At 60.0% G+C, this 21,526-nt stretch carries 21 protein-coding genes and 1 pseudogene; 14 read left to right on the top strand and 8 right to left on the bottom strand.

All coding sequences use genetic code 11. The annotated features are described in order from the left end of the window. Window positions 1–24 precede the first annotated feature (24 nt). Window positions 25–987, bottom strand: coding sequence for a 2-hydroxyacid dehydrogenase (locus FRZ40_RS27960; RefSeq protein WP_147236265.1), 963 nt, complete (start codon window positions 985–987; stop codon window positions 25–27). Between the two features lie 45 nt (window positions 988–1,032). On the opposite strand from FRZ40_RS27960, the gene FRZ40_RS44130 reads away from it, so the two are divergent. The 5 genes from FRZ40_RS44130 to FRZ40_RS27940 all read left to right on the top strand — a co-directional run bounded on the left by FRZ40_RS44130 (window position 1,033) and on the right by FRZ40_RS27940 (window position 5,179). Next, on the top strand, window positions 1,033–1,188 hold the full coding sequence (locus FRZ40_RS44130) for a hypothetical protein (RefSeq protein WP_158647037.1): 156 nt from the start codon (window positions 1,033–1,035) through the stop codon (window positions 1,186–1,188). An 88-nt stretch (window positions 1,189–1,276) separates the two neighbouring features. Beyond that, window positions 1,277–2,035, top strand: coding sequence for an SDR family oxidoreductase (locus FRZ40_RS27955; RefSeq protein ID WP_147236264.1), 759 nt, complete (start codon window positions 1,277–1,279; stop codon window positions 2,033–2,035). Window positions 2,036–2,092: 57 nt separating this feature from the next. Next, window positions 2,093–3,412 carry an MFS transporter gene (locus FRZ40_RS27950; protein ID WP_147236263.1) on the top strand — a complete coding sequence of 440 codons (1,320 nt, stop codon included), beginning with the start codon at window positions 2,093–2,095 and terminating at the stop codon, window positions 3,410–3,412. 25 nt (window positions 3,413–3,437) lie between these two features. Then, window positions 3,438–3,830, top strand: a complete 393-nt coding sequence (locus FRZ40_RS27945; RefSeq protein ID WP_028364641.1) for a VOC family protein — start codon at window positions 3,438–3,440, stop codon at window positions 3,828–3,830. Window positions 3,831–3,934: 104 nt separating this feature from the next. Further along, complete coding sequence (locus FRZ40_RS27940; RefSeq protein ID WP_147236822.1) at window positions 3,935–5,179, top strand: citrate synthase; 1,245 nt, start codon at window positions 3,935–3,937, stop codon at window positions 5,177–5,179. 510 nt (window positions 5,180–5,689) lie between these two features. Here the strand turns inward: FRZ40_RS27940 and FRZ40_RS27935 are convergent. The 4 genes from FRZ40_RS27935 to FRZ40_RS27925 all read right to left on the bottom strand — a co-directional run bounded on the left by FRZ40_RS27935 (window position 5,690) and on the right by FRZ40_RS27925 (window position 9,071). Then, a protein-coding gene (locus FRZ40_RS27935) for an IS3 family transposase (protein WP_147236262.1) occupies window positions 5,690–6,870 on the bottom strand; the annotation gives its coding sequence in 2 pieces (ribosomal slippage) (window positions 5,690–6,618 and window positions 6,618–6,870; 1,182 coding nt in all). A gap of 422 nt (window positions 6,871–7,292) precedes the next feature. After that, window positions 7,293–7,598: a hypothetical protein gene (locus tag FRZ40_RS27930; protein WP_035541187.1), complete on the bottom strand. Its 306-nt coding sequence runs from the start codon at window positions 7,596–7,598 to the stop codon at window positions 7,293–7,295. A gap of 172 nt (window positions 7,599–7,770) precedes the next feature. Beyond that, window positions 7,771–7,974, bottom strand: a complete 204-nt coding sequence (locus tag FRZ40_RS45170; protein WP_240057302.1) for a hypothetical protein — start codon at window positions 7,972–7,974, stop codon at window positions 7,771–7,773. A gap of 8 nt (window positions 7,975–7,982) precedes the next feature. Continuing rightward, window positions 7,983–9,071, bottom strand: a complete 1,089-nt coding sequence (locus tag FRZ40_RS27925; protein ID WP_240057301.1) for a PAS domain-containing protein — start codon at window positions 9,069–9,071, stop codon at window positions 7,983–7,985. Between FRZ40_RS27925 and bufB the strand changes: the two genes are divergently transcribed. Both bufB and FRZ40_RS27915 read left to right on the top strand, forming a co-directional pair. Continuing rightward, entirely contained in the window at window positions 9,019–10,128 is a 1,110-nt protein-coding gene (gene bufB / locus FRZ40_RS27920) for an MNIO family bufferin maturase (protein WP_338048167.1), read from the top strand. The genes FRZ40_RS27925 and bufB overlap by 53 nt on opposite strands. Further along, window positions 10,112–10,876, top strand: coding sequence for an HvfC/BufC N-terminal domain-containing protein (locus FRZ40_RS27915; protein WP_147236261.1), 765 nt, complete (start codon window positions 10,112–10,114; stop codon window positions 10,874–10,876). The genes bufB and FRZ40_RS27915 overlap by 17 nt, the downstream gene beginning before the upstream one ends. Window positions 10,877–10,900: 24 nt before the next feature. On the opposite strand, the gene FRZ40_RS27910 is transcribed toward FRZ40_RS27915, so the two are convergent. Beyond that, complete coding sequence (locus tag FRZ40_RS27910; RefSeq protein WP_240057300.1) at window positions 10,901–11,977, bottom strand: sensor histidine kinase; 1,077 nt, start codon at window positions 11,975–11,977, stop codon at window positions 10,901–10,903. Next, on the bottom strand, window positions 11,961–12,668 hold the full coding sequence (locus tag FRZ40_RS27905) for a response regulator transcription factor (RefSeq protein WP_147236819.1): 708 nt from the start codon (window positions 12,666–12,668) through the stop codon (window positions 11,961–11,963). Before FRZ40_RS27905 ends, FRZ40_RS27910 begins: the two co-directional genes overlap by 17 nt. A 228-nt stretch (window positions 12,669–12,896) precedes the next feature. Here FRZ40_RS27905 and FRZ40_RS27900 point away from each other — a divergent pair, with 228 nt between their 5' ends. From FRZ40_RS27900 to FRZ40_RS27875, 6 genes and pseudogenes are all read left to right on the top strand, one after another. Further along, complete coding sequence (locus tag FRZ40_RS27900; RefSeq protein WP_051446254.1) at window positions 12,897–13,220, top strand: BufA1 family periplasmic bufferin-type metallophore; 324 nt, start codon at window positions 12,897–12,899, stop codon at window positions 13,218–13,220. 88 nt (window positions 13,221–13,308) lie between these two features. Next, the gene (locus FRZ40_RS27895) at window positions 13,309–13,818 is read left to right on the top strand and encodes a DoxX family protein (protein WP_081767439.1); all 510 of its coding nucleotides are present in this window, start codon (window positions 13,309–13,311) and stop codon (window positions 13,816–13,818) included. Between the two features lie 100 nt (window positions 13,819–13,918). After that, window positions 13,919–14,941, top strand: a complete 1,023-nt coding sequence (locus FRZ40_RS27890; RefSeq protein WP_147236260.1) for a YeeE/YedE thiosulfate transporter family protein — start codon at window positions 13,919–13,921, stop codon at window positions 14,939–14,941. Between the two features lie 383 nt (window positions 14,942–15,324). Next, window positions 15,325–16,706, top strand: a pseudogene (locus FRZ40_RS27885) (NAD(P)/FAD-dependent oxidoreductase). Between the two features lie 107 nt (window positions 16,707–16,813). Next, window positions 16,814–17,620, top strand: a complete 807-nt coding sequence (locus tag FRZ40_RS27880) for a YkgJ family cysteine cluster protein (RefSeq protein ID WP_147236259.1) — start codon at window positions 16,814–16,816, stop codon at window positions 17,618–17,620. Between the two features lie 89 nt (window positions 17,621–17,709). Continuing rightward, entirely contained in the window at window positions 17,710–18,429 is a 720-nt protein-coding gene (locus FRZ40_RS27875) for a DUF1223 domain-containing protein (protein ID WP_147236258.1), read from the top strand. 429 nt (window positions 18,430–18,858) lie between these two features. On the opposite strand, the gene FRZ40_RS44125 is transcribed toward FRZ40_RS27875, so the two are convergent. Beyond that, window positions 18,859–19,020, bottom strand: coding sequence for a hypothetical protein (locus tag FRZ40_RS44125; protein WP_155995413.1), 162 nt, complete (start codon window positions 19,018–19,020; stop codon window positions 18,859–18,861). Between the two features lie 668 nt (window positions 19,021–19,688). Here FRZ40_RS44125 and FRZ40_RS27870 point away from each other — a divergent pair. After that, a complete protein-coding gene (locus FRZ40_RS27870) occupies window positions 19,689–21,197 on the top strand; it encodes an amino acid permease (protein WP_420873897.1) in 1,509 nt (502 codons plus the stop codon). Window positions 21,198–21,526 lie beyond the last annotated feature (329 nt).

Raw genomic sequence — 21,526 nt, 5'->3', positions numbered from 1 at the left:
CTCCTGTTCAGCCGATGGGCGAGCTTACACCGGGTTCAACGCCTTCTGCCCGTCGAGCACGGCGGCGATATTGTCCAATGCGGTGAAGCCCATCTGATCGCGAGTCTCGATCGTCGCGCTGGCCATATGCGGCGTCAGAAACACGTTTTGCAGTCCGGCGAACCGTACATCCACATGGGGCTCATTGCGATACACGTCGAGGCCCGCGCCGAACAGATGCCCCGACGTCAACGCTTCGTATAGCGCATCTTCATTGACCAGCGCGCCGCGCGCTGCATTGACGAAAACCGCTCCTTCCGGCAGCAGGCCGAATTCCTTCTTCGTCATGAGCGGCGTGCCGCCGCCAGGGACGTGCAAGGTCAACACCTGGCTATGCGGCAGCAGCTCTTCGAGACTGGGGTAGAACATGGCTCCGTTCTCCAGCGCTGGCGACGCGCGCTGAATGTCCGTGTACGCCACTTTCATACCGAACGCCTGTGCGCGCTTCGCAACCGCGCGTCCGATACGACCAAAGCCGACGATACCGAGCGTCTTGCCGTTCACGCGTGTACCGAGCATTTCCGTCATGCCGAATGATTTGCCCCATCCGCTTCGCATGATCCTTTCATACTCCGAAGCGCGGCGGCACGCGGCGAGCACCAGCAGCATCGAGAAATCCGCCGTGCATTCGGTCAACGCATCGGGTGCGTTTGTGACAACGATGCCGCGCTCAAGTGCGAAGGCCACATTCATGTGATCGACGCCCGCACTCGCATTCGCGATGATCTTCACCGTCGACGGCAATGCAGCGATGTGGTCTTCCTGCAGCCCGGATTTCTTTCCGATCAGAACAGCCGGCACATCGTGCTTCTTGCAGAAATCGACTACCGACCACGCGTCCATATCAGACTCGGTCACGTACGCGCGAAACTCGGATACGGCGCGGCTCGCCACGGCGCTGGGAACTCTACGGGCGATCAACAGTTTGGTGCGGTTGTTTTCCGGCATGTTTTTTCTCCAGTTCGTCAGGCACACACAGACTACGGAACCCGATTGCCGGAGGTCAATGTTGATTGGAAGAATCAACTTATAAAGCAGGTCGCCACCATGATCGCGAACGCACGCCCGGCCGTTGCGATTCGCTATTGCCATGCGCTTTGCGCTCATCAGGAAAACCCTGATGCGGTGCTGAACCCGCGTGGCTCTTGATGTTGATTGAACGAATCAAGATTGCGCCGCTCAGTCCGCGGATGCAATTCTCTTTCCGTGATGACTCGAACAAAAAGGAGATTGAGCAATGTCTGCATCGAAGAAATTCGCCGCTGTTACCGGCGCAGGTTCCGGCATCGGTCGCGCGACGGCGATCGCGCTGGCCGCGGCAGGATTCACCGTTGCGTTGATTGGACGCAGAGAGGAACCGCTGCTTGAGACGAGGGAGACGATCAGCGTTGCGGGCGGCGAGGCACACGTATCTGGAGCCGACGTCACGAACGAAAGCTCGGTCGAAAGCGCTTTCTCGCGGATCGCCGAACGATTCGGGCGACTCGATGTCCTCTTTAACAATGCGGGACGTAATGCTGGCGCCGTGCCTCTCGACGACTACACGCTCGACTTCTGGAACGATGTCGTCGCGACGAACCTGACGGGCGTGTTCCTGTGCGCTCGCGCGGCATGGCGGCTCATGAAGCAACAGACGCCGCAAGGCGGAAGGATCATCAATAACGGGTCCATTTCGGCGCATTCGCCGCGGCCCAACACGATCGCCTACACCGCCACCAAGCATGCAGTGACCGGGATCACCAGATCGCTCGCGCTCGACGGGCGCCCTTACAACATCGCGTGCAGCCAGATCGACATCGGCAACGCCGCCACGCCCCTCACCGAACGCATGACACTCGGTGTGCTGCAGGCGGACGGCAGCATGGCGCCGGAGGCGCGGATAGACGTGACACACGTTGCGAATGCGATCGTGCAGATGGCCAGTCTGCCGCTCGAAGCGAACGTGCTGAACATGACCATCATGGCGACCGCCATGCCCTTCGTAGGCCGCGGATAAACCGTCGCCCTGCCAGACAACAAAAGCAAAAGGCAGGCAATTGACATGGAGACACCGATGAAAGTCGCAGAGGAACAACTATCAGTGCGGGACTCGTCCGCTTATGCGGTCACGGCGAGGCGCTCGAAGGTCAGATATGTCGTGCTCTCGATGCTGCTCGTGGCTACGATTCTCAACTATGTGGACCGCTCGGCACTCGGCATTGTCGCGCCCGGTCTGTCGAAGGATCTCGCACTCAACAAGATGCAGATGGGCGAACTGTTTGCCGCTTTCGGCCTCGCCTATTCATTTGCGCTCTTGCCAGGCGGCATTCTCGCCGACGTGCTCGGCTCACGCCTGGCATACGCGCTCTCGCTCGTCGGCTGGTCGTTCGCGACGCTGACGCAAGGCCTCGCGAATGGCTATCACATGCTGCTCGGCTCGCGGCTCGCGATGGGTGCGCTCGAAGCTCCCGCCTTCCCATCCAATGCTCGTGCCGTGACGCTATGGTTTCCGACTCGCGAGCGAGGTTTCGCCACGAGCGTCTACGTGATGGGACAGTACATCGGTACGCCGCTGTTTACAGGCCTGTTGCTATGGATCTCGTCCATTCATGGGTGGCGTTCGGTGTTTTTCGTAACGGGCGGCTTCGGCATTCTGTTCAGCCTGTTGTGGTTCCGCGTCTATCGCGACCCGGCGAAGCATCGAAGCGTCAACGCTGTGGAACTTCAATACATCAACGACGGCAATGCGAGTCCGTCGCAGAAAGCGCGCGAGAAATTCAACTGGAGGATGGCGTTCAAGCTGCTCGGTTATCGACAGATTCTGGCGATCTGCCTTGGAAAGTTCTGCAACAACACCCTGCTCGTGTTCTTCACGACGTGGTTCATGACCTACCTGATCGAAGCGCGCCACATGTCGATGATCAAGGTCGGCATCTTCCAGGCACTGCCGTTCATGGGCGCGACGCTTGGCATTCTGGTCGCCGGTTCATTGTCGGATTTCTTTATCCGGCGCGGTGTGTCCATTTCCGCTGCCCGCAAGGCGCCGCTTATCATCGGCACACTGCTCGGCTCGAGCGTCGTGCTGGTCAATTTTGTCGAATCGAACGAGCTGGTCATTGCCATTCTGACAATCGCGTTCTTCGCGCAAGGCGTCGGCTCGATGTCGTGGGCTGCCGTTTCCGAAATCGCGCCCCGCCAGTACGTCGGCCTGACCAGCAGCATTACGAGCCTCGCTGCCAACATCGCCGGCGTGACGACACCGCTCATGATCGGCTACATCACGCAGCACACCGGCCACTTCTACTGGGCACTCAATCTGATGGGCGCGATCTGCCTGCTTGGCACCCTGTCGTATTCGGTGCTGCTCGGGAAGCTCTCTCGTATCGAACTCTGATCTTCTATCTCTACGGTGAAACGGCATGATCGAATTCAAATGGGATCACTTGCAGCTCTGCTCCAGAGACGCCGAAGCGACGGCAGCATGGTTCGCACGCTGCCTGAATGCTGAAATCGTTCGCCGCCCCGGACGCGTCGATCTGCGTATCGGCAATATCAATCTCTTCATTACGCCGCTAGCCGAAGCGGAGACACGCGCACTGCCGCACGGCACGCGGATGCAAGGCATTGATCATTTTGGCGTGACCGTCGGCGATCTGGATGCCGCCTTCGCGCATCTGGTGAGCTGCGAAGCCGAGATTGTCGAACCCATTTATCAGGTGCGCGCCGGCGTGCGGGCCTGCTTCGTGAGGTCGCCGGGCGACATTCTCGTTGAGATCCTGGAGCGCAAGCCGGCCGAGATGACATTTGCCTGAGAACGCGTCACTATCGAGGCTGCGCCGACGGGTTTCGCGTCCACCTTGCGAGGCTCATCTTGCGTTTCGAATCCACTACTTTTTCGCACGCTGGCGTCAATCTCATGCGAACCTGGATCACATTGACGGAAGCAGTCCGACAGCTCGGGGTCCAGGCACAGACCGTCTATGCCTACGTTAGCCGAGGCAATATAGCGGTCATGCCTGATCCGGATGATCCGCGCAAAAGCCTCTATCGCGCAGAGGATGTCGCGGCACTTTGTCGAAAGAAACAGGTGGGGCGCAAACGCGAGGCCCTTGCTGCGGGCACGATATTCGGTGCAGAGCCTTGCATCTATAGCGGCATCACCACATTCTCGAATGGCCGCGCTTACTATCGTGGTCGCGACAGCATCGTCCTGTCCGACACGGCGACGCTCGAAGATGTGGCCGCCATCCTCTGGAATGCGCGAGGGCCCGTTTCTTTTGAAACCGATGGCGTGGCTTTGCAGACGGAAGAGCGTGGCAGACGGTGCGCGTTTATGTCACTCGCCGCGCTCGCCGCCAATGGCCTCTCCACGCACGGACGTACTGATTACGCACTGCACGCCGAGACTGGACGCCTGGTCGCACTCGTTGCGCAAGCGTTCGGTGCGAAATGCGATGGCGCGGCGGCACCGATGCACGAACGGCTGGCTCTCGGATGGGGCCAGGATGCCGAAGGTGCCGATCTGATTCGACGCGCGCTGGTTCTGGTAGCCGATCATGAACTGACGAGTTCCGCGTTTGCCGCCAGAATCACTGCGTCTACGGGAGCGTCATTGCCTGGCTGTCTGCTGACCGGGCTCGCGACGTTCTCGGGTCCGCTGCACGGCGACGCATCGGGCCGTGTGCGCGCCGTGTTCGACGACGTGGAAAGAGCGGGTGCGGAGACTGTGGTCAGTCGTCACTTGCAGTCGGCCATTCCTATTCCCGGCTTCGGTCATCATCTGTATCCAGACGGCGACCCGCGCGCACGGACACTGCTGGAGCGCCTCAACCCGCCGGGAGAAATCGCTGCTTTTATCGAAAAGGTCATCGCACTGACCGGGCTGCAACCGACTATCGATGTAGCACTGGCCGCGCTCGCATCGCAATCTCAGCTTCCAGCCGATGCATCGTTCGCGCTGTTCGCCACCGCGCGAAGCGTGGGTCTGCTCGCGCACTGCATGGAACAACTCAGAGTGGGAAAGGTTATCCGGCCACGCGGACGCTATACGGGCCCCGCGCTAGAGGAAGCGAACGGGAGTGGTTCGAAAGATCACCGTGACGGGCTCCCCGACTCCGTCACACTGGACAAGAATCGAGTATTCAAGACGATCGTGCGCTAGCCGCGCGACACGAGCGCGCATCGCGTCCGCTCTGGTTGCTGATGGAAGCCGTGAAAAAACCGGGAACGAATTTAGGCGTAGCCACGAGACGCGTCGTTGCCCGATCCACGTATGCTCGGACGTGAACGACCGCGAAAAACTCAGGAGGCGTTCAGCGAACGCGAACTCTCGCCCCACCTCGGCCATTCGACACTTGTTGGGCCGGATGACTCTTGATGAAAGTGAAACGGCCCTTCCCGCCTTCGCACGGAATCTCACGGGAACAAACTTGTGACATTTCCTTGACTACGACGTGAACTCCGCCTGCCACACTTCCTTGCAGCTACCTCGAAGGCATTGTGCGTTTTGAGGCCAGCAGCGGAAAGAAGCAGGAGGCGGTCATGAACACGAGTCCTCGGTCCTTGCGTTCTCTGGTCGACAAATGGCTCGCGCCAACCGCGAGCACGCTGATCACGGTAACCCGGTTCCGTCTGAGGTTCCCTCGGTTTTTCGCCTTCCACAGGTCCCGAGTTATGCAGCGGCATCCTTGGTCTGCTGAGCTTTGATCCAGTCTTGCAGAAACTGAACCGGCGATACAAAGCCGAGCGACGAATGACGACGACTACGGTTATAAAACACTTCCAGGTATTCAAACAAGTCTGCCACCGCTTCCCGATGGGTCCGGTAGCGCGTCGCATGGACGCGCTCGTTTTTCAGACTGTTAAAAAAGCTTTCCGTCGGCGCGTTATCCCAACAATTTCCTTTGCGGCTCATTGAGCATCGCATGCCATATTCGGCCAGCTTTGCCTGGAAGTCGTGACTCGCGTATTGACTGCCCCTGTCCGAATGATGCAGCGCGCCGGGCTCGGGCCGGCGCCGGAACCACGCCATCATCAATGCGTCAGTCACGATGTCCGCCGTCATGCGCGGCTTGATCGACCAGCCAACAACTTCCCGGTTGAAGAGGTCCAACACGATCGCCAGATACAGCCAGCCCTCGTCGGTCCAGATGTACGTAATGTCCGAGGTGAACACCTGATTCGGCGCCGTCGGCGTAAAGTTGCGCGCCAGCAGATTCTCAGCGACCGGCAGTTTGTGCTTCGAGTCCGTCGTTACCTTGTAGCGCTTCTTGTGCCGGGCCCGGATACCGTTCTCGCGCATGAGCCGCTCAACTCGTTCCTTGCTGGCCGGAAAGCCGCGCGCGCGAATCTCCTCGGTCATCCGTGGCGATCCGTAGGCGCCCTTTACCTCGGCGTGAATGGTGCGGATCAGCGCCAGCAACTGCTCGTTGCTCAGGCGTTTGCGCTGGGGTGTGCCGCCGCGCTTCCATGCCCGATAGCCGTTCAGACTGACCGACAGGACCTCACACAATGCCGACAGCGGAAAGTACCGGCACTGCGTATCAATCCAGGCGTACTTCACAGGAGGTCCTTCGCGAAGAACGCCGCCGCTTTTTTTGCGATTTCAAGTTCCATCTGCAGGCGCTTGTTTTCGGCCCGCAGGCGCGACAGCTCCATCTGTTCCGGCGTCACAGCTTTTGTCCCGGCGCCGTTCAGCTTACCCGCCTCTGCAGCTTTGACCCAGTTGCGCAGTGTCTGCGGTGATATCTTCAATTCACGGGCCACCGCACGAATGCTTTGTCCATCCTTGACCCGTTGCACGGCAGCCGCCCTGAACTCCGCCGTATATGCCTGGTTCGGTACCTTGAACATTGTTCTTTCCTTCCTTCAGATCGAGTTTACACACGACCCGCTGGAAGGCGAAATTTCAGGGGAAGCTCACGTCCGGCGAACATGCACTGCCGACGGTACGTATGCGTCGAAACAGAACGCCAGAACGACACCGTGTCGATGTTCTTTTTCCGACACGATGATGGCTGGTGCGTATTCCCGCCGAATAACAACCGCACTTCTCTCGGCTCTCCTGTTCGCATTACGGCCCGCTAGCCGTGTCGCAACGCACTACCGCCATGACCTTCCAGATCAGCGCTGGAGCGCCTCGCGCATGCATCGTTACAGTTGGGACATTGCACATGGACCGTTCGTTGCGACTGTTCGAACTCGCCATTCCGGACGAGAAAGGAGCGCGGTGCGATTCGCCATTCGGCCTGAACGCCGCGCTCGAGCCTGATCTATCAATGCCCACGGAACACATCGAGTAACTGCTTCTGCAGGTCCATCATGGTATGCATGAATTCCAACTCCATTTTCGCCATCATCTGATCGTGCTCCATGGCCATCTGCATCATTCTGCTCTTGATCTGCACCACCTCGTTTCTTTGCTGTGCGGTGAGCTTGTCCATGGACATGGTAACGGGGCTATCCCACATCGGCCCGTAGGTCCCGCTACGTCCGATGCCTTGTGCCTGTGCATGCGTCGCGCCCATTGCGCAAACCAGGGGAACGACAGCACAAAGAATTGCGTTGCGAACGGTTTTCATGTCTGCTCCAGAGAAAGGAAATGCGCCGCACGGTGGCTGACGCGTCACGTCGAGTCCTGTGCTGGAGCACTCATTTCCGGACCACATCCGGAAGCAGTCGCAGTGAACCGCTCCATACCGAACTTCAGGAGCGATTCTGGTTGGCGCTTATCACGCCGCTATCAAGTGGAAATCACATGTTTGTCACGTTCGACACCGAGCGGGGAGCGTATTCAATGCCGGAAGCGTCCGGCCCGTTCGGGAAGCTGGAATGGCTAAGGCGGTCGAGTGCGGCCTTGCGTTCGATTTCGGCAGCCGCGCGTGTCGTGAATATCTTATACACGGCATCGATCAGGACGTCCTGTTCCTTCATTTCCCGGTCGTTGAAAAAGGCCATGTGCCCAATCACCTCGCCCCGGGTGCCGAAGATCGGGATGCCGTAATAGCTCTCGTATGCCTTGTCACGAGGGAACAATTTTCCCACACCCGACGCATGGAATATGGGGTGGCCGTTGCTATATACCGCTTCGCATGGCGTGCCCGCCAACTCGAATTCGATGTTTTCCCGGAAGTCGTCGCGAAGCCAGTACGCGAGAGTCCGCGCATTTTTCGGTGGCCAACCGTCGCATTCTGTGATGAAAGCACACGGCACGTCCAGGGCGGCGGCGAAGTGGCGCACCAGCGCCCGGAAAAATGCCTCCCCCCCATTCCCGCCGTACCTTCGACAATATGCTGCAGCACGCTCTCGATATGCTTTACCCGCGTGATATCCGTATCGAGCGCAACGAGGCGCAACGGCTTGCCGCTCGCGTGGCGTATGACGGTGCCCAGCGAACTGATCCAGCGATACCGACCATCCCTGTGCAACAGCCTGAACTGCTGTTCGAACTGGCGTTCCTGTCCTACCAGTTGACATTGCAACGTCGCATCCACGCCGGCCAGGTCGAGGGGATGGATATGCGCGCGCCAGTTTTCCAGTGAATCGAGGAACTCGTCGTCGCCATACCCCAGCATGCATTTCCAGCGCGTGGAGAGCACGAACTCGTTGGTTTGAAGATTCCATTCCCATGGACCGTCGTCCGCGATCCGCATCGCAAGCACATACCGCTCTTCGCTGTATTGCAGTTCGGCCGCGAGCGCCAGGCGCTTTGCCTCGGCAGCATTCAGTGCCTGGCCTAGCGCCTCGGCCTTGTCGCGGAGTGCTCCGGCAGCGCGCTGCACCGCCTGCACTTCGTCGGCCGCCCTACCCGTTGCATTGGGAATAGTGGCATTTTCAAACGTATGCAGAATGGCCCGAAGCGGACGGCACACGCGAAGTTCCGACACCGCACCGATCACCACGAGCAGCACCGCAAGCGCCACCGCGACCACCATCAGAAGACCCGATCGCACATGTCCCGCGATCAACGCGGGTACAGGACTGGCCGCCAGCGCGATGAGTATGAGCAGTGCGCTTGTTGCGGCAGGCCAGATCAGCTTCCATTTGAGACTCATACGAAGGCCCCGAAATCGCGCGTCGAAGGGTTTTCCGCTCTTCCAAAAGATAGGCGAACATCTCGCGCTGCACCAGCGCTTGCGGCAAAGCCTCACCGATCAAGGACAAGAGAAGGCAGATCAAAAAATTCGACGCAATCGTGACGGATTCGTGATCGTTATCGACGACAGTGCAGTTCATTCACACCGCCAAACAGGATTGCCAGAGATGCGTACTCCTTCCTCACTATTCGCCGCGCCCGACTCGACCGGGATCGGACTGCGCCCACCACATTATCAGCAGATCCTGCGGGAACGGCCGCACGTCGGATGGTTTGAAGTACATAGCGAAAACTACTTTGGTGCGGGCGGCCAACCGCTTCACTATCTCGAGCGTATCCGTGACGCGTATCCGCTGAGTCTGCATGGTGTCGGACTCAGCCTCGGATCAACGGGCCCGCTCGACAAGGAGCATCTCCGGCATCTGGGCGATCTGGTTTCCCGAGTCCAGCCCGCACTCGTGTCCGAGCACCTGAGCTGGGGGCGCGTCGGACCGAGACATCTCAACGACCTTTTGCCTTTGCCCTACACGGACGAGGCGCTGGACGTCGTGTGCGATCACATCGACGAGCTGCAGGAAAGTCTTCAAAGGCAGATTCTCATCGAGAACATATCCAGCTATGTGCAGTTCCGTCATTCGACCCTGCCCGAAGCCGAATTCATCGCGCAGGTCGTCCGGCGGACGGACTGTGGAATATTGCTGGACGTCAACAACCTGTATGTGAATGGAGTAAATAACGACATCGATCCCGAAACGTATCTGGATGCGTTGCCTGTTGACGCGATTCGCGAAATTCATCTTGCGGGCCACGACCGCGTCGGTACCTTGCTGATCGACACGCACGGCACGCGCGTTGCCCCGGCCGTTTGGGAACTGTATGTCCGGGCGCTCGACCGCTTCGGCACCGTCCCGACCCTGATCGAATGGGACACCGACATTCCGCCGCTCGAAGTCCTGCTCGAAGAATCCAGTCACGCCGCAACGCTGATGAGGGCTCGCCATGCACTCGCTTCATGAATGTCAGGCCGCGTTTGCGGCCGCGATTCTCGAGCAGGATGCGTCCGCAATCCACCGCGCAATATGCGGCGACAACGCGCGGGACCGGCTGGCGGTCTATATCGGCAACACGTATCACAACCTGCGTGAAGCGCTGCGTGCCGTCTATCCCGTTGTTGACAGGCTCGTCGGCGAGCAGTTCTTCGACTATGCGGCGAACCGGTACGTACGCGACCATCCTTCGCAAAGCGGCGATATCCAACGTTTCGGCGGCAGCTTTCCCGCCTTCCTCGAAAGCTTTCCGCCTGCCGCTTCACTCAGCTACCTGGCTGATATCGCGACACTCGAATGGCTCGTGCACGAAGTCTTTCATGCGGAGGATCACGCTCCGCTGCCACTATCCGAATTGACGAGCCTTGCGGACGCGGAATGCTCGACACTGCGCCTGCGGCTTCACCCTGCTTGCCGCCTGTTCGCCTCCGCGTTTCCGGTTCTGAGGATATGGGAGGTCAATCAGCCCGAATCTCCGGGCAACGAAAGCATCGACGCACAGGCCGGTGGCAATAGGCTTCTGCTACGCCGTGTCGGCTTTACGGTGGATATCCAGGCATTACCAGAAGGCGAGTTCGCGATGCTGATGGCACTGTGCGCAGGGCAAACCGTGGACGATGCATATGACCTTGCGTTGCAGCGCGATCCAGCGTTTGCACTCGGCGAGTTCATCGAGCGCCGCATCCTCGATTCGACCATTGTCGGCTTCGATCTTTGAATCCCGGCAGGCCACGCGCGATGTCTACGCCATCGTCAGTTCGACTGTGAAGGTTGTGCCGAGACCCGGCTTACTCTCGACGCGAATCTGCCCGCCATGCAGTTCGACGATGCGGCGCGAAATTGCGAGCCCCAGGCCCGCATTGCCTGCGTCGCTGGATTCGCTCCGATCCGCGCGATAGTAGCGATCGAAGACATTTCCGATATCGTCGTGATGGATGCCCTGCCCCGTATCGCTCACCTGAAGCTCGACCCGGTCGCCTGCCCGGTGCACGCCAACACTGATCTCGCCGCCGGCCGGCGTATAGCGCATCGCGTTTTCAATCAGGTTCTCGAGTACGCGCTCCATCATGCCGATATCGGCACGCACGGGTGGGCAGTCTGCACTGACGCTCGCGCTCAGCCTTAGGTCCCGCTTCTGCGCGCTGAGCGCGAACTTCTGAACGACGTCCTGCGCCAGTTCGCTGATCGGAAATGACTCGACCTGCGGTCGCACTTCGTTCGCCTCGAGCTTCGTGAGATCGAACAGGTCCCGCACGAGCCTCGCCAGCCGCTCGCAATGCTTCACGGCGACCTGCAGATACCGATAGCGGTCGTCCTGAGACAATCCGTCGTCCCGGATGAGCACCATCTCCAGATAGCCCTGCATCGAAGCAAGCGGAGTTCTCAGATCGTGCGACACGTTGGCAAGCAATTCGCGTCGCTGCCGGTCGACCTGTTCAAGCTGCGAGAGCTGCATCGCGATGCGCTCCGACATCTCCTGAAACGCGGCGATGATCTGGCCTATCTCGTCGTCATTGGCGTTCGTCGTTTCCACCCGTATCGGGTGAGCAAAGCCGCTCGCGCGGAAGGCTTCAATCGCGGACGCCAGCCTGCGAAGTCTGAGCGTGAGAAAACGGAACACGACGAGCGCGGCGATCAGGCTGAATGCCACCGTGCCGACCACCAGGTTGGCCACCAGTTCGAACAGTCGCTGTGTCTCGAACATCCGTTGTGACGCGACGATCATGATGGCGCCGATCGCGACGAACACCGCAATGAGCGACAACGCGAGCCGGCCATACAAGGTGGCGAACAGATGGAGGTCAGTTTTCGGTTGCATTGCGGAACTTGTACCCGACGCCCCATACCGTCTGGATGTATTCCGGTGCGTTCGGATCGATTTCGATCTTCGCGCGCAGGCGGTTGATATGGGAGTTGACCGTGTGTTCATAGCCACTATGGCTGTAGCCCCACACCTGATCGAGCAACTGCGCGCGCGTATAGACGCGCCCCGGGTTCTGCGCAAAATGAAGCAGTAGCTGGAACTCCTTGGCGGTCAACAGGATTGCAGCGCCGCGCACGGTCACATCCCGCCTTTCGACGTCGATCTTCAGATCTTTGCATTCGATCAGCGTATGCGCTCCGGCCGCCGTATTGGCGAGCATATCGACGAGCCTGAAAATCGCCTTCACACGGGCAACGAATTCCAGCACGCTGAACGGTTTTGCGAGGTAGTCGTCCGCGCCCATCTCCAGTCCCAGCACCCGGTCGAGTTCGGTCGACTTGGCCGTCAGCATCAGGATCGGCGTATAGCGGCGTTCCGAGCGCAGACGCCGGCAGATCTCGAGGCCGTCGACGCCCGGCAGCATCAGGTCGAGCACCACCAGATCGTATGGTCTGGCAAGCGCCTCCGCCAGCCCCGCCCTGCCGTCGTTTACGACCGTCGTCTCGCAGGCGAGACCGACGAGTTGCATGCGGACGAGTTGGGCAATGTCATTGTCGTCTTCGATCACCAGAACGTTGCGAGACATGACGGCATCCTCAGTGGACTGTTGGTGGAACGGCACCGCCCGCGAGAACGGGCAATTGCATGATGTCCAGATCATTCTAGATCGCCAACGGAGGGTGTCCAGCGCGCCCGCGCGTCGTGACAAAAATTTGATTTTCGGGCGATAAAGCCGTGAGCAGCGCTTCGCAAACTTCATCCCAAGGACACAGGCAATCGCGCCTGACCTCATCACCCCCCTGGAGGAAGCATCATGAAAAGCGAACGCATCATTCAAGGCGCCATTGCGAGTCTGCTTGCGATTGGCGTCGCGACGGCAAGCACGGCCGCCTTTGCAGCCGGCGACTTCGAGAAGTGCGCAGGCATCGCGAAGGCGGGCAAAAACGATTGCGGCACCAGCAAGAGTTCATGCGCCGCTACCGCAAAGATGGACCACGACACGGAAGCCTGGATTCTCGTGCCCAAGGGCACGTGCGACAAGATCGCCGGCGGACATCTGCAGATGTCGGAGTTCGCCAAGCCCGGTGGCAAAAGCGGCGTTCTCAGTCCCGCGGCCAAAGCCGCCGCTGCGGGTTGATATCGACTTCCCCGTCCCGGCGTCGCATCGAACCGCTCGCGGCGCCAGTTGACTTCAGCCTGAGTTCACCACGACCAGAGGTTCCAACATGAAGCTCTCATCGCCCCTTTCCGCGACGCACGGCGCCGAGCCGGCCAGCGTGCCGCACAAGGCACTCGCGCTTTACCGTTCGGCGCTGCGCGCGCTGGCGTTCGCCACGCCTGTGCTCGACCTGGGCATTCGCATTGTCATCGGTCTGGTGTTCTTCCAGTCCGGGCTCACCAAGATCGCGAGCTGGTCTTCCACGCTCGCCCTCTTTCAGGGCGAGTATTCGGTGCCGCTCCTGCCGCCCGTATTGGCCGCCTATCTCGGCACGGCCGCCGAACTGGGATTTCCCATCTTCCTTGTGCTTGGGCTCGGTTCGCGCTTCGCGGCATTCGGGCTTTTCATCTTCAACATCATTGCCGTCATCTCCTATCCGGGACTGGGCGAAGTCGGTCTGCGCGATCACCAGTACTGGGGTCTCTTTCTGCTCGTCACGCTGCTGCACGGCCCCGGCAAGCTGTCGCTCGATTACCTGATCGGCCGCTGGCTGGGTCACACATCATCGCGCCCTTGATGCGGTGCATTCATCAGCGGGCGCCTGACAAGGCGTGCCGCAGCTTCGCGCGGAGTTCCTGCAGCGCGCTTGCTCCATCAGCTCTTTCAGGAGCGCTGTCATGATCGATGTGCCCCCTCATGCCATTGCAGGAACACTGTCGGCTCTCTGCGCGCTGGCAATGGGCGTCGCCATCCGGAGCGGGGGCACCTGCACCGTGGCCGCCGTCAACGAGATCGTCGACGAGCGCAAATGCTGGCGTCTGCTGGCGATCATCGCAGCGTCCATGCTCGTGCTTGGCGGCCTGTTCATTGCGAAATCGCTCGATATGCTGCCCTCCCTTCCGGATGGCGCGCCGGCGACTCGCGCGACGATCTGGGGCGGACTGCTTCTCGGACTGGGGGCCTCGGTGAACGGCGCGTGCGCGCTGGGCACGATCGCGCGCATCGGTGCGGGGCAATGGAGTTATGTTGCCACGCCCATTGGTTATTACGCAGGCTGTCACATCGCCGCGCGTGGGCTTGCTGCCGCGATCCCCTTTCCCGTGCATGATTCGCCCGCTCTGCATGCGCCAGGTTCTATCGCGGTATTGCTCGCTGCAGTAGCGACTACGCTTGCCGCATGCGCGCTGCGCCCACATCACACGACGCCCGCGTCCGCCAGGCCGGACCCGGACCCGGAGGAAACGCGGGCATCGTGGTTACCGCACGGCGCGACCGCGGCGATCGGGGCCACGTTCGTCCTGCTGTTTGTGCTCGATGGCGCCTGGACATACACCGATACGCTCGCCGATCTCGCGCAGGGACATGTCGTCGCCACGACCTCGCGCGGGCTGCTATTCGGTGCACTGCTGCTGGGTGCGATGTCAGCCGGGGTCAGGCGCGCGATGCGCCGCGAACACGTTTGCGGCACCCACGTCACACCGACCCGACTGGTGCGCTGTCTGAGCGGCGGCGCGCTGATGGGCTGGGCAAGCCTGATGATTCCCGGCGGGAACGACTCGCTCGTCCTCGTGGCGATGCCTCTCTTGCGGCCGTATGCGTGGGTCGCATTTGCAGCGATGTGTTTCGCGATCGGCGCTGTGTCGGTCTCGCGCCGACTGCTGCATGCGCGCCGGCAACGTGAAATGACGAAGCTTGCATGAGCCACCGCGAAGATCGTGGAGAGCGCAACCAGGTCCGCATCGAGTCAGCTGATTCAAGGACATGACCACGATCCGTCCATGTCGAGTTCCGCGCAATCGTTCTTTTGATGTTAAGTCGACGCGCGCATGTCGATGTATGGCCGGCTCGCGTGCGCCGCGAACTGGAGCGCGAACCGCACCGCGGCGGACTGCCTGTTACGACGTTTCAGCTCCCGATTTCAGATCTGGACGATCAGTCGGGGGCCCGGCCGCCGGGATTGACCTGGCAGTCTGCGTGTCGTGACAGAAAAGTGAACTCCGGGCGACGCGTGCGTGAGGAGCGATTCGCACACTACATTCCAGACCCACGCCACCCCGGGCTGATGGGTACGTAAGGAGATGACATGGAAGCCGAGAAAAACATCGTGGTCATTGGCGGCGGCTTTGCCGGTACGACGCTCGCGCAGGCTCTCGAAAAGCGATTGGCTGCGCCCTATCGTGTGGTGCTCATCAGCGACGAAAGCTTCACCACCTTCAATCCGATGCTTGCTGAAGTAGTCGGCGCGTCCGTTTTCCCTGAGCAGGTCATCGTGCCGATTCGCCAGATGATCCAGCGCTCCCGCTTTATCATGGCAACTGTCCAGGACGTCGATTACGAGCGCCGGACCATACGTGGCACCACACTGGCCGGCACTCGCGAAATTGCCTTCGAACACCTGATCTTCGCGTTCGGTACGCGTGCAAACATGGAGCTTGTGCCGGGTATGAAAGAACACGCGTTGCCGCTCAAGATGATCGGCGACGCGATGTTCATCCGTAACCAGGTCCTGCGAAGACTTGCGTGTATCGAACTGGAGTCGGACCCGGATGTCAGGCGTCGCCTCGGACACTTCATCGTTGTGGGCGGGGATTCTCCGGCGTCGAGGTAGCCGGCGAGCTGGCCGACTATCTCCGTAGCGTCCGGCACTTTTACAGGCTCGTGCGCGACGAGGAACTTGCCGTCACGATACTGCACGACGGAAGCCGGCTGCTGCCGGAGATGCCAGAATCGCTCGGTGTGATCGCTGCGCAGCGGATGGCGGACCGTGGCATCAACGTCAGGCTCGGCACGCGGGCGTCGCGTGTCAGCGAAGAAGGCGTCGTCCTGCAGGATGGCGAGTGCATGGGCGGTTCAACGGTGATCTGCACGATCGGCACGAAACCTAACCCGCTGATCGAGCGGCTCGCCACGCGCATCGGCTTGCCCGTCGAGCGCGGCCGGATCACTACGCAAGGCGATATGAGCGTGCCTGACTTTCCCGCTCTGTGGGCGGCGGGAGACTGCGCACTGGTGCACAACGCGGCGACGGGTCAACCGTCGCCACCCACGGCACAGCACGCGGTCGCGCAGGCCCATCAACTCGCAGACAACCTCGTGCGTCGCCTGACGGGTAGAGAGACTCGTACATTCGCGTTCGTGGCGAAAGGGATGATGGCCACTATCGGCCATATGAAGGGTGTCGCATCGATTTACGGTGTACGCGTGACCGGCCTCCCCGCATGGTTGCTGTGGCGCGCCTTCTATCTTTCCCGGATCCCGACGCTTGGTCGCAAGCTGCGGATCTTCGTGGAATGGAGCTGGAGCATGTTCTTCCCGACAGATATTACGCATCTGCGCTTCACGCGCTCGAACGAGGCCGATGAAATCAATGGCCATGTGCCCCTGGGCCGCGTGCCGACAGTCGTACAGGCTTACGCGAAGCAATCCGTACCCGCGGTCACCGTGACAAACGAACTGCGTCGTTGAACAGGACGTACACTTGCCAGACATTTAAGATCGGCGGACTGTAACCGTTGCCGTGCTCCCGACGAACTAGCCACAACTACCACTGTTGGTTTGCCAATTCTGGAAAAATGTCTGTTCACTTTTCATGCACGATGTGCGGCCGTTGCTGCCATGATTTGCACCTGCCGCTCTCCGTCGACGAGGCGCTCGACTGGATCGCTCGCGGCGGCGACGTGCAGCTGTATTGCGATGCGATCGTGTGGCCGCAAGAGCCGCCCGAGAGCGATGCGCTCGCGCAACACCGGCGCCGGCGCTCTTTCGCTGCGCATAGCGGGGCGCTTTCTGTCCGCGTCGCGGTAACGCTGGTCGCCGCATTCAAGGGCCCGTGTCCTCATCTGGGTGCAAACATGGCCTGCGGCGCGTACGATCAACGCCCGCGGGTGTGCCGCATCTACCCTGCCGAAGTCAATCCTTTCGTACCTTTCGATCCATCTGGGAAGCTCTGTCCTCCCGATGCGTGGTCTAGTAACCAGCCGCCATTAATGCGTGCGGGCCAGCTTGTCACCCCCGAGATCGATGCGCTGATCGCTCAGTCGCGTGACGCAGATCAGCGCGACCGGCTTACCAAGGCGTACCTGTGCACGCTGCTCGGTTACGACACGGCGGCCCTCGCAAACGAAGGCTATGCAATCTATGCGCCGCAGCGCACTCGCGTTCAGGCCGCGTTGCAAGCGGCGCAACAGGCAGCCGCGCAGATCGACGATCCCGAGCCGCGTTCACCGCATCCGTGGCACCTCATCACGAATCGCGCGGCAACACTCAGCACACTGCGCTCGCTCAGCGCAGTAGCACACGCGCCCGAAGGTGTGCCGCGCTCGCAGCAAACACCAACCTATCTCGGCTTCCTCGCCAATGACACGGACGGCCGTGATTGAAGCAGGTGACGCATCGGGATGCAGATTCACTGTAACCGTCCCACGCCAGCAATCGAACTAGAGATAGGGTTGTCATCTGGAGTCAGCAAATGCTCACCCGTTCTCTCGCAGTCATCGGCGCTGGAGCCGCGGCGCTTCTTGCATCACATGCATTCGCCGCCGCGCCGCGCCCAGTTGTCGTCGAACTGTTCACGTCGCAAGGCTGTTCGTCATGTCCGCCCGCCGACCGATATCTGTCTGAGTTGAGCGACACGCGGAGCGACGTGCTTCCGCTTGCGTTTCACGTCACATACTGGAACCAGCTCGGTTGGAAAGATCCATTTTCGTTCGAAGCCGCAGATGCGCGTCAGGCACAGTATGCCAGGCGCTTCCGCGATTTTCCCTACACGCCTGAAATGGTGATCGACGGCAAGGCCGAAGTGGTCGGCTCGAATCGCGCTGCGGCCCGCACCGCCATCGAAGACGCGAAATCCACAGCCGCGACGGCAGCCATGGTCGACGCCATTCGCGACGGCAGCAACGTTTCGGTGTCGATCGGGTCTGGGCGTGGGCGCGCACACGTACTGCTGGTCGGCTACGATACGCGCCACGTCACGCCGGTCGGACGCGGCGAGAACTCTGGCGAAACGCTCACTGAATCGAACATCGTGCGCAGCTTCACCTCGATCGGCGAATGGGCCGGTGCGCCTCTCCAGCTACGTACGAATGCAATTACCGGCGAACACATGGCGGTACTGCTCGAAGCGTCAGATGGCGCGATCGTCGGCGCCGCACGCGTCATCGACCGGCAGCAAGCACCCGCGCCCTGAATGGTCTGATCCCGTCAGTTCGCGCGGTCGCATCGCTGTTCGGCGTTTAGGCGTACGACTTGAGCGCGCATCGTGGACCGTTTGCCGCCCCGTTGCTGCCGGTCACACTGTCCGTCGCACTCCCAAGAGCAGCTATTAGAACGGGATGTTCATTCCGCATCGACCTTTTGTGGCAACTAAGGGGCTTAACAGAAAGCTTCACAAAAGGTCTGATTGTGAGCGCTGCACGTCGGGTAGGTTACAGAGCAATGCAGCCGTTCCAACGGTAAGTTTCCGCGCGCGCTGAACGGCAGGTTGTGGCCGTTAATTGCCAATCGGTGTGCAATCAACGAAACCATTTCGCGAATGGGCAACACACGACCCGTAAGAGACTCACAGCATCGTGACAAATCTGTCCGCTGTCCGATCCCTTTCCGCCGTCGGCAGGTTTCAGAAGTCCGGCGAGCTACCACCGCACTGATGCAAACCAATCATTGAACCGCACCTTGAACCCATCTGATGACTCATCTGGATGTTGAACGCAGTGGCAATGTCCCAAAGCTGGCTGGCACGAAACCAAGTTCCTGCGCCATTACAGGTCTCGAGATTCATGTCCGGATTCATCAGTTGAGCGACAACGGGCTGAGGTTTGACTGAACGAAGCAGCAGTTGTTTTTACTTAATTTATTGAAAATTCATTATCTTCAACTTTAGATCTGCAAATACTATAGCTGAACTTACTGGCAAATTGCGGAATCACAGTTTGGAAGACGACATGCGTGTGGTGGTTCTATACAGCGGAGCGATCGAAGACACTTGCGCCTGTTTTCTCGCCCGCGCCGGGCATTAGGTGACGGTCATCGCCCGCCCGTCCTGCCCCGCGTTCTGCTAAAGGCGAGCCGATGTCGCATTGCGCACACGCTGATGGCCGCGTGACACGGCTTCGTGCCCGGCGCCAGGCCGCGTGCTGCCGGGGTGCTGACATCCTTGAGTACGACTATTCGCTTCACAGGTGACAAGATCGCTGCCGACCTGCGGTCCCAACGCGCGCAAACGCCCAGCGTGCATGTAGCAAGTGAACGCGATGCAAGTACGGATGGGGACAAACCGGTAGATCCCGTTCCGCGTTGGAACTGCGGATGAAAGCGGTGCGATAACGCCGCGCAAAACGCCTTCCCAACCTGATCGATGGGAAAGAGATTCATGTTCAAGAGGAGACATTTGTGAGCGAAAAGGAAGAGACATTACATCGCGGGCTGGAGGAGCGGCACATCAACATCATGGCGCTCGGCGCGGCCATTGGTGCGGGCTTGTTCCTTGGCTCGGCCAGCGCCATCAAAATGGCCGGTCCCGCCATCATGCTGTCATATGCATTAGGCGGCCTCGCCATTTTCCTGATCATGCGTGCACTCGGCGAAATGGCAACTCACAACCCGGTGGCCGGTTCGTTCAGCCGCTATGCGCAAGACTATCTTGGCCCGCTCGCCGGTTATCTGACCGGCTGGAACTATTGGTTCCTCTGGGTGGTGACCTGCATGGTGGAAATCACTGCTGTCGGCATTTACATGGGGATATGGTTTCCAGGTGTGCCGCACTGGATCTGGGCACTGTCCGCGTTGGCGATCATGGGCTCCGTCAACTTCATCAGTGTGAAAGCCTACGGCGAGTTTGAATTCTGGTTCGCGCTGATCAAGGTCGTCACGATCGTGCTGATGATCGTATCCAGTCTCGGCATGATCTTTTTTGGCCTGGGTAATCAGGGCATGGCGACCGGCATTTCAAACCTGTGGAGCCATGGTGGTTTTATGCCCCATGGTGTCAAAGGTGTGTTGATGTCGCTACAGATGGTGATGTTCGCCTATTTGGGCGTGGAAATGATTGGCTTGACCGCCGGTGAAGCGAAAAACCCGAGGAAGACGTTGGCGCGTGCCATCGACTCTGTATTCTGGCGCATCCTGATTTTCTATGTTGGCGCGCTGTTCGTGGTCATGTCGCTCTATCCGTGGGACCAGATCGGCACGCAGGGCAGTCCGTTTGTGATGACCTTCGCACGCATGGGAATTCCGGCGGCCGCTGGCATCATCAACTTCGTGGTGCTGACCGCCGCACTGTCTTCCTGCAATAGCGGCATCTTCAGCACTGGCCGCATGCTCTATAACCTAGCCGAGCAGGGGCAGGCCCTGCCGCTGTTTGCGAAAGTGGATAAAAGAGGCGTGCCGGTACCGGCCGTATTGATGTCGGTGGTGGTGCTGTTGGGTGGTGTGCTACTCAACTACCTGGCGCCAAAAGAGGTGTTTAGTTGGCTGACGGCCATTTCCACTTTCGGTGCGGTCTGGACTTGGGTCGTGATTCTGCTATCGCAACTCAAGTTCCGCCGCAGCCTCAACTGTCATGAGCAGGCCGAGCTCTTCTATAGAATGCCTTTCTGGCCGTACGGTTCTTACGTCGCGCTAGGGTTCTTGTTGCTGGTGATCGGCCTGATGGGCTACTTCCCAGATACCCGCGTGGCACTCGTAGTTGGCCCGGCCTGGCTCGTGGTGCTGGGGGACTTTATTACGTGCTGGGGTTCAATCGCAAGGCGGAGTCAGCCGAGCGGTTCGCCCAACGTGAGCACCCCAAAGAACTCGTGTAGCAACTCGATCATGCCCCACCCGATTTGCGCCATCATTCACTCCGCCGCGATCGCCAACAACCGGGCCGTCTATGCCGTCGCGTCCCCAAACCCAAAGGGTGGGCGATCGTTAAGGTCAATGCGAATGGCCACCATGGCTGGTAAGAAGCGCTCGTGACGGAGAGGCCGGCTCGGGGTTGGCCCAGATCAGCAGCGGCCAAAGCAGGCGTTGGATGGTTTGGAGCGGTGCGGGATGCCGTAGCGCGCAACGAAGCCAGCATCGTATAGGGGCGGCTTACCGCGCATATGTGGCGGAATAAAGCCCCGGGACGCCGGACCGTCATCGTACGTCCGGATTCGGGTGTGGAACTTTTCGCACGGGCTTCGGATTATGACCGTCCGCTTTCGACAGCACATCGGCCCTATGGCGCGATACGCCGGGCGTCTCTTCATGGGCCGCACAGCGACCGACGAGTGATCGATGTCCGGTCGCGCCGGCGTTCCCTT

The organism is Paraburkholderia azotifigens (genome assembly GCF_007995085.1).
In the GTDB taxonomy this organism is placed as follows: Bacteria; Pseudomonadota; Gammaproteobacteria; order Burkholderiales; family Burkholderiaceae; genus Paraburkholderia; species Paraburkholderia azotifigens.
The sequence above is the reverse complement of the archived record's forward strand: the minus strand, read 5'-3'. Positions and strand labels throughout refer to the sequence as shown.

Excerpts from the sequence above, each read along its gene's own strand:
- FRZ40_RS27960 (WP_147236265.1), bottom strand. The coding sequence starts at position 987 with ATGCCGGAAAACAACCGCACCAAACTGTTGATCGCCCGTAGAGTTCCC.
- FRZ40_RS27955 (WP_147236264.1), top strand. The coding sequence starts at position 1,277 with ATGTCTGCATCGAAGAAATTCGCCGCTGTTACCGGCGCAGGTTCCGGC.
- FRZ40_RS27950 (WP_147236263.1), top strand. The coding sequence starts at position 2,093 with ATGAAAGTCGCAGAGGAACAACTATCAGTGCGGGACTCGTCCGCTTAT.
- FRZ40_RS27945 (WP_028364641.1), top strand. The coding sequence starts at position 3,438 with ATGATCGAATTCAAATGGGATCACTTGCAGCTCTGCTCCAGAGACGCC.
- FRZ40_RS27940 (WP_147236822.1), top strand. The coding sequence starts at position 3,935 with ATGCGAACCTGGATCACATTGACGGAAGCAGTCCGACAGCTCGGGGTC.
- FRZ40_RS27930 (WP_035541187.1), bottom strand. The coding sequence starts at position 7,598 with ATGAAAACCGTTCGCAACGCAATTCTTTGTGCTGTCGTTCCCCTGGTT.
- FRZ40_RS45170 (WP_240057302.1), bottom strand. The coding sequence starts at position 7,974 with ATGGCCTTTTTCAACGACCGGGAAATGAAGGAACAGGACGTCCTGATC.
- bufB (WP_338048167.1), top strand. The coding sequence starts at position 9,019 with ATGAGCAGTGCGCTTGTTGCGGCAGGCCAGATCAGCTTCCATTTGAGA.
- FRZ40_RS27925 (WP_240057301.1), bottom strand. The coding sequence starts at position 9,071 with ATGAGTCTCAAATGGAAGCTGATCTGGCCTGCCGCAACAAGCGCACTG.
- FRZ40_RS27915 (WP_147236261.1), top strand. The coding sequence starts at position 10,112 with ATGCACTCGCTTCATGAATGTCAGGCCGCGTTTGCGGCCGCGATTCTC.
- FRZ40_RS27910 (WP_240057300.1), bottom strand. The coding sequence starts at position 11,977 with ATGCAACCGAAAACTGACCTCCATCTGTTCGCCACCTTGTATGGCCGG.
- FRZ40_RS27905 (WP_147236819.1), bottom strand. The coding sequence starts at position 12,668 with ATGTCTCGCAACGTTCTGGTGATCGAAGACGACAATGACATTGCCCAA.
- FRZ40_RS27900 (WP_051446254.1), top strand. The coding sequence starts at position 12,897 with ATGAAAAGCGAACGCATCATTCAAGGCGCCATTGCGAGTCTGCTTGCG.
- FRZ40_RS27895 (WP_081767439.1), top strand. The coding sequence starts at position 13,309 with ATGAAGCTCTCATCGCCCCTTTCCGCGACGCACGGCGCCGAGCCGGCC.
- FRZ40_RS27890 (WP_147236260.1), top strand. The coding sequence starts at position 13,919 with ATGATCGATGTGCCCCCTCATGCCATTGCAGGAACACTGTCGGCTCTC.
- FRZ40_RS27880 (WP_147236259.1), top strand. The coding sequence starts at position 16,814 with ATGTCTGTTCACTTTTCATGCACGATGTGCGGCCGTTGCTGCCATGAT.
- FRZ40_RS27875 (WP_147236258.1), top strand. The coding sequence starts at position 17,710 with ATGCTCACCCGTTCTCTCGCAGTCATCGGCGCTGGAGCCGCGGCGCTT.
- FRZ40_RS44125 (WP_155995413.1), bottom strand. The coding sequence starts at position 19,020 with ATGAATCTCGAGACCTGTAATGGCGCAGGAACTTGGTTTCGTGCCAGC.
- FRZ40_RS27870 (WP_420873897.1), top strand. The coding sequence starts at position 19,689 with ATGGCGCTCGGCGCGGCCATTGGTGCGGGCTTGTTCCTTGGCTCGGCC.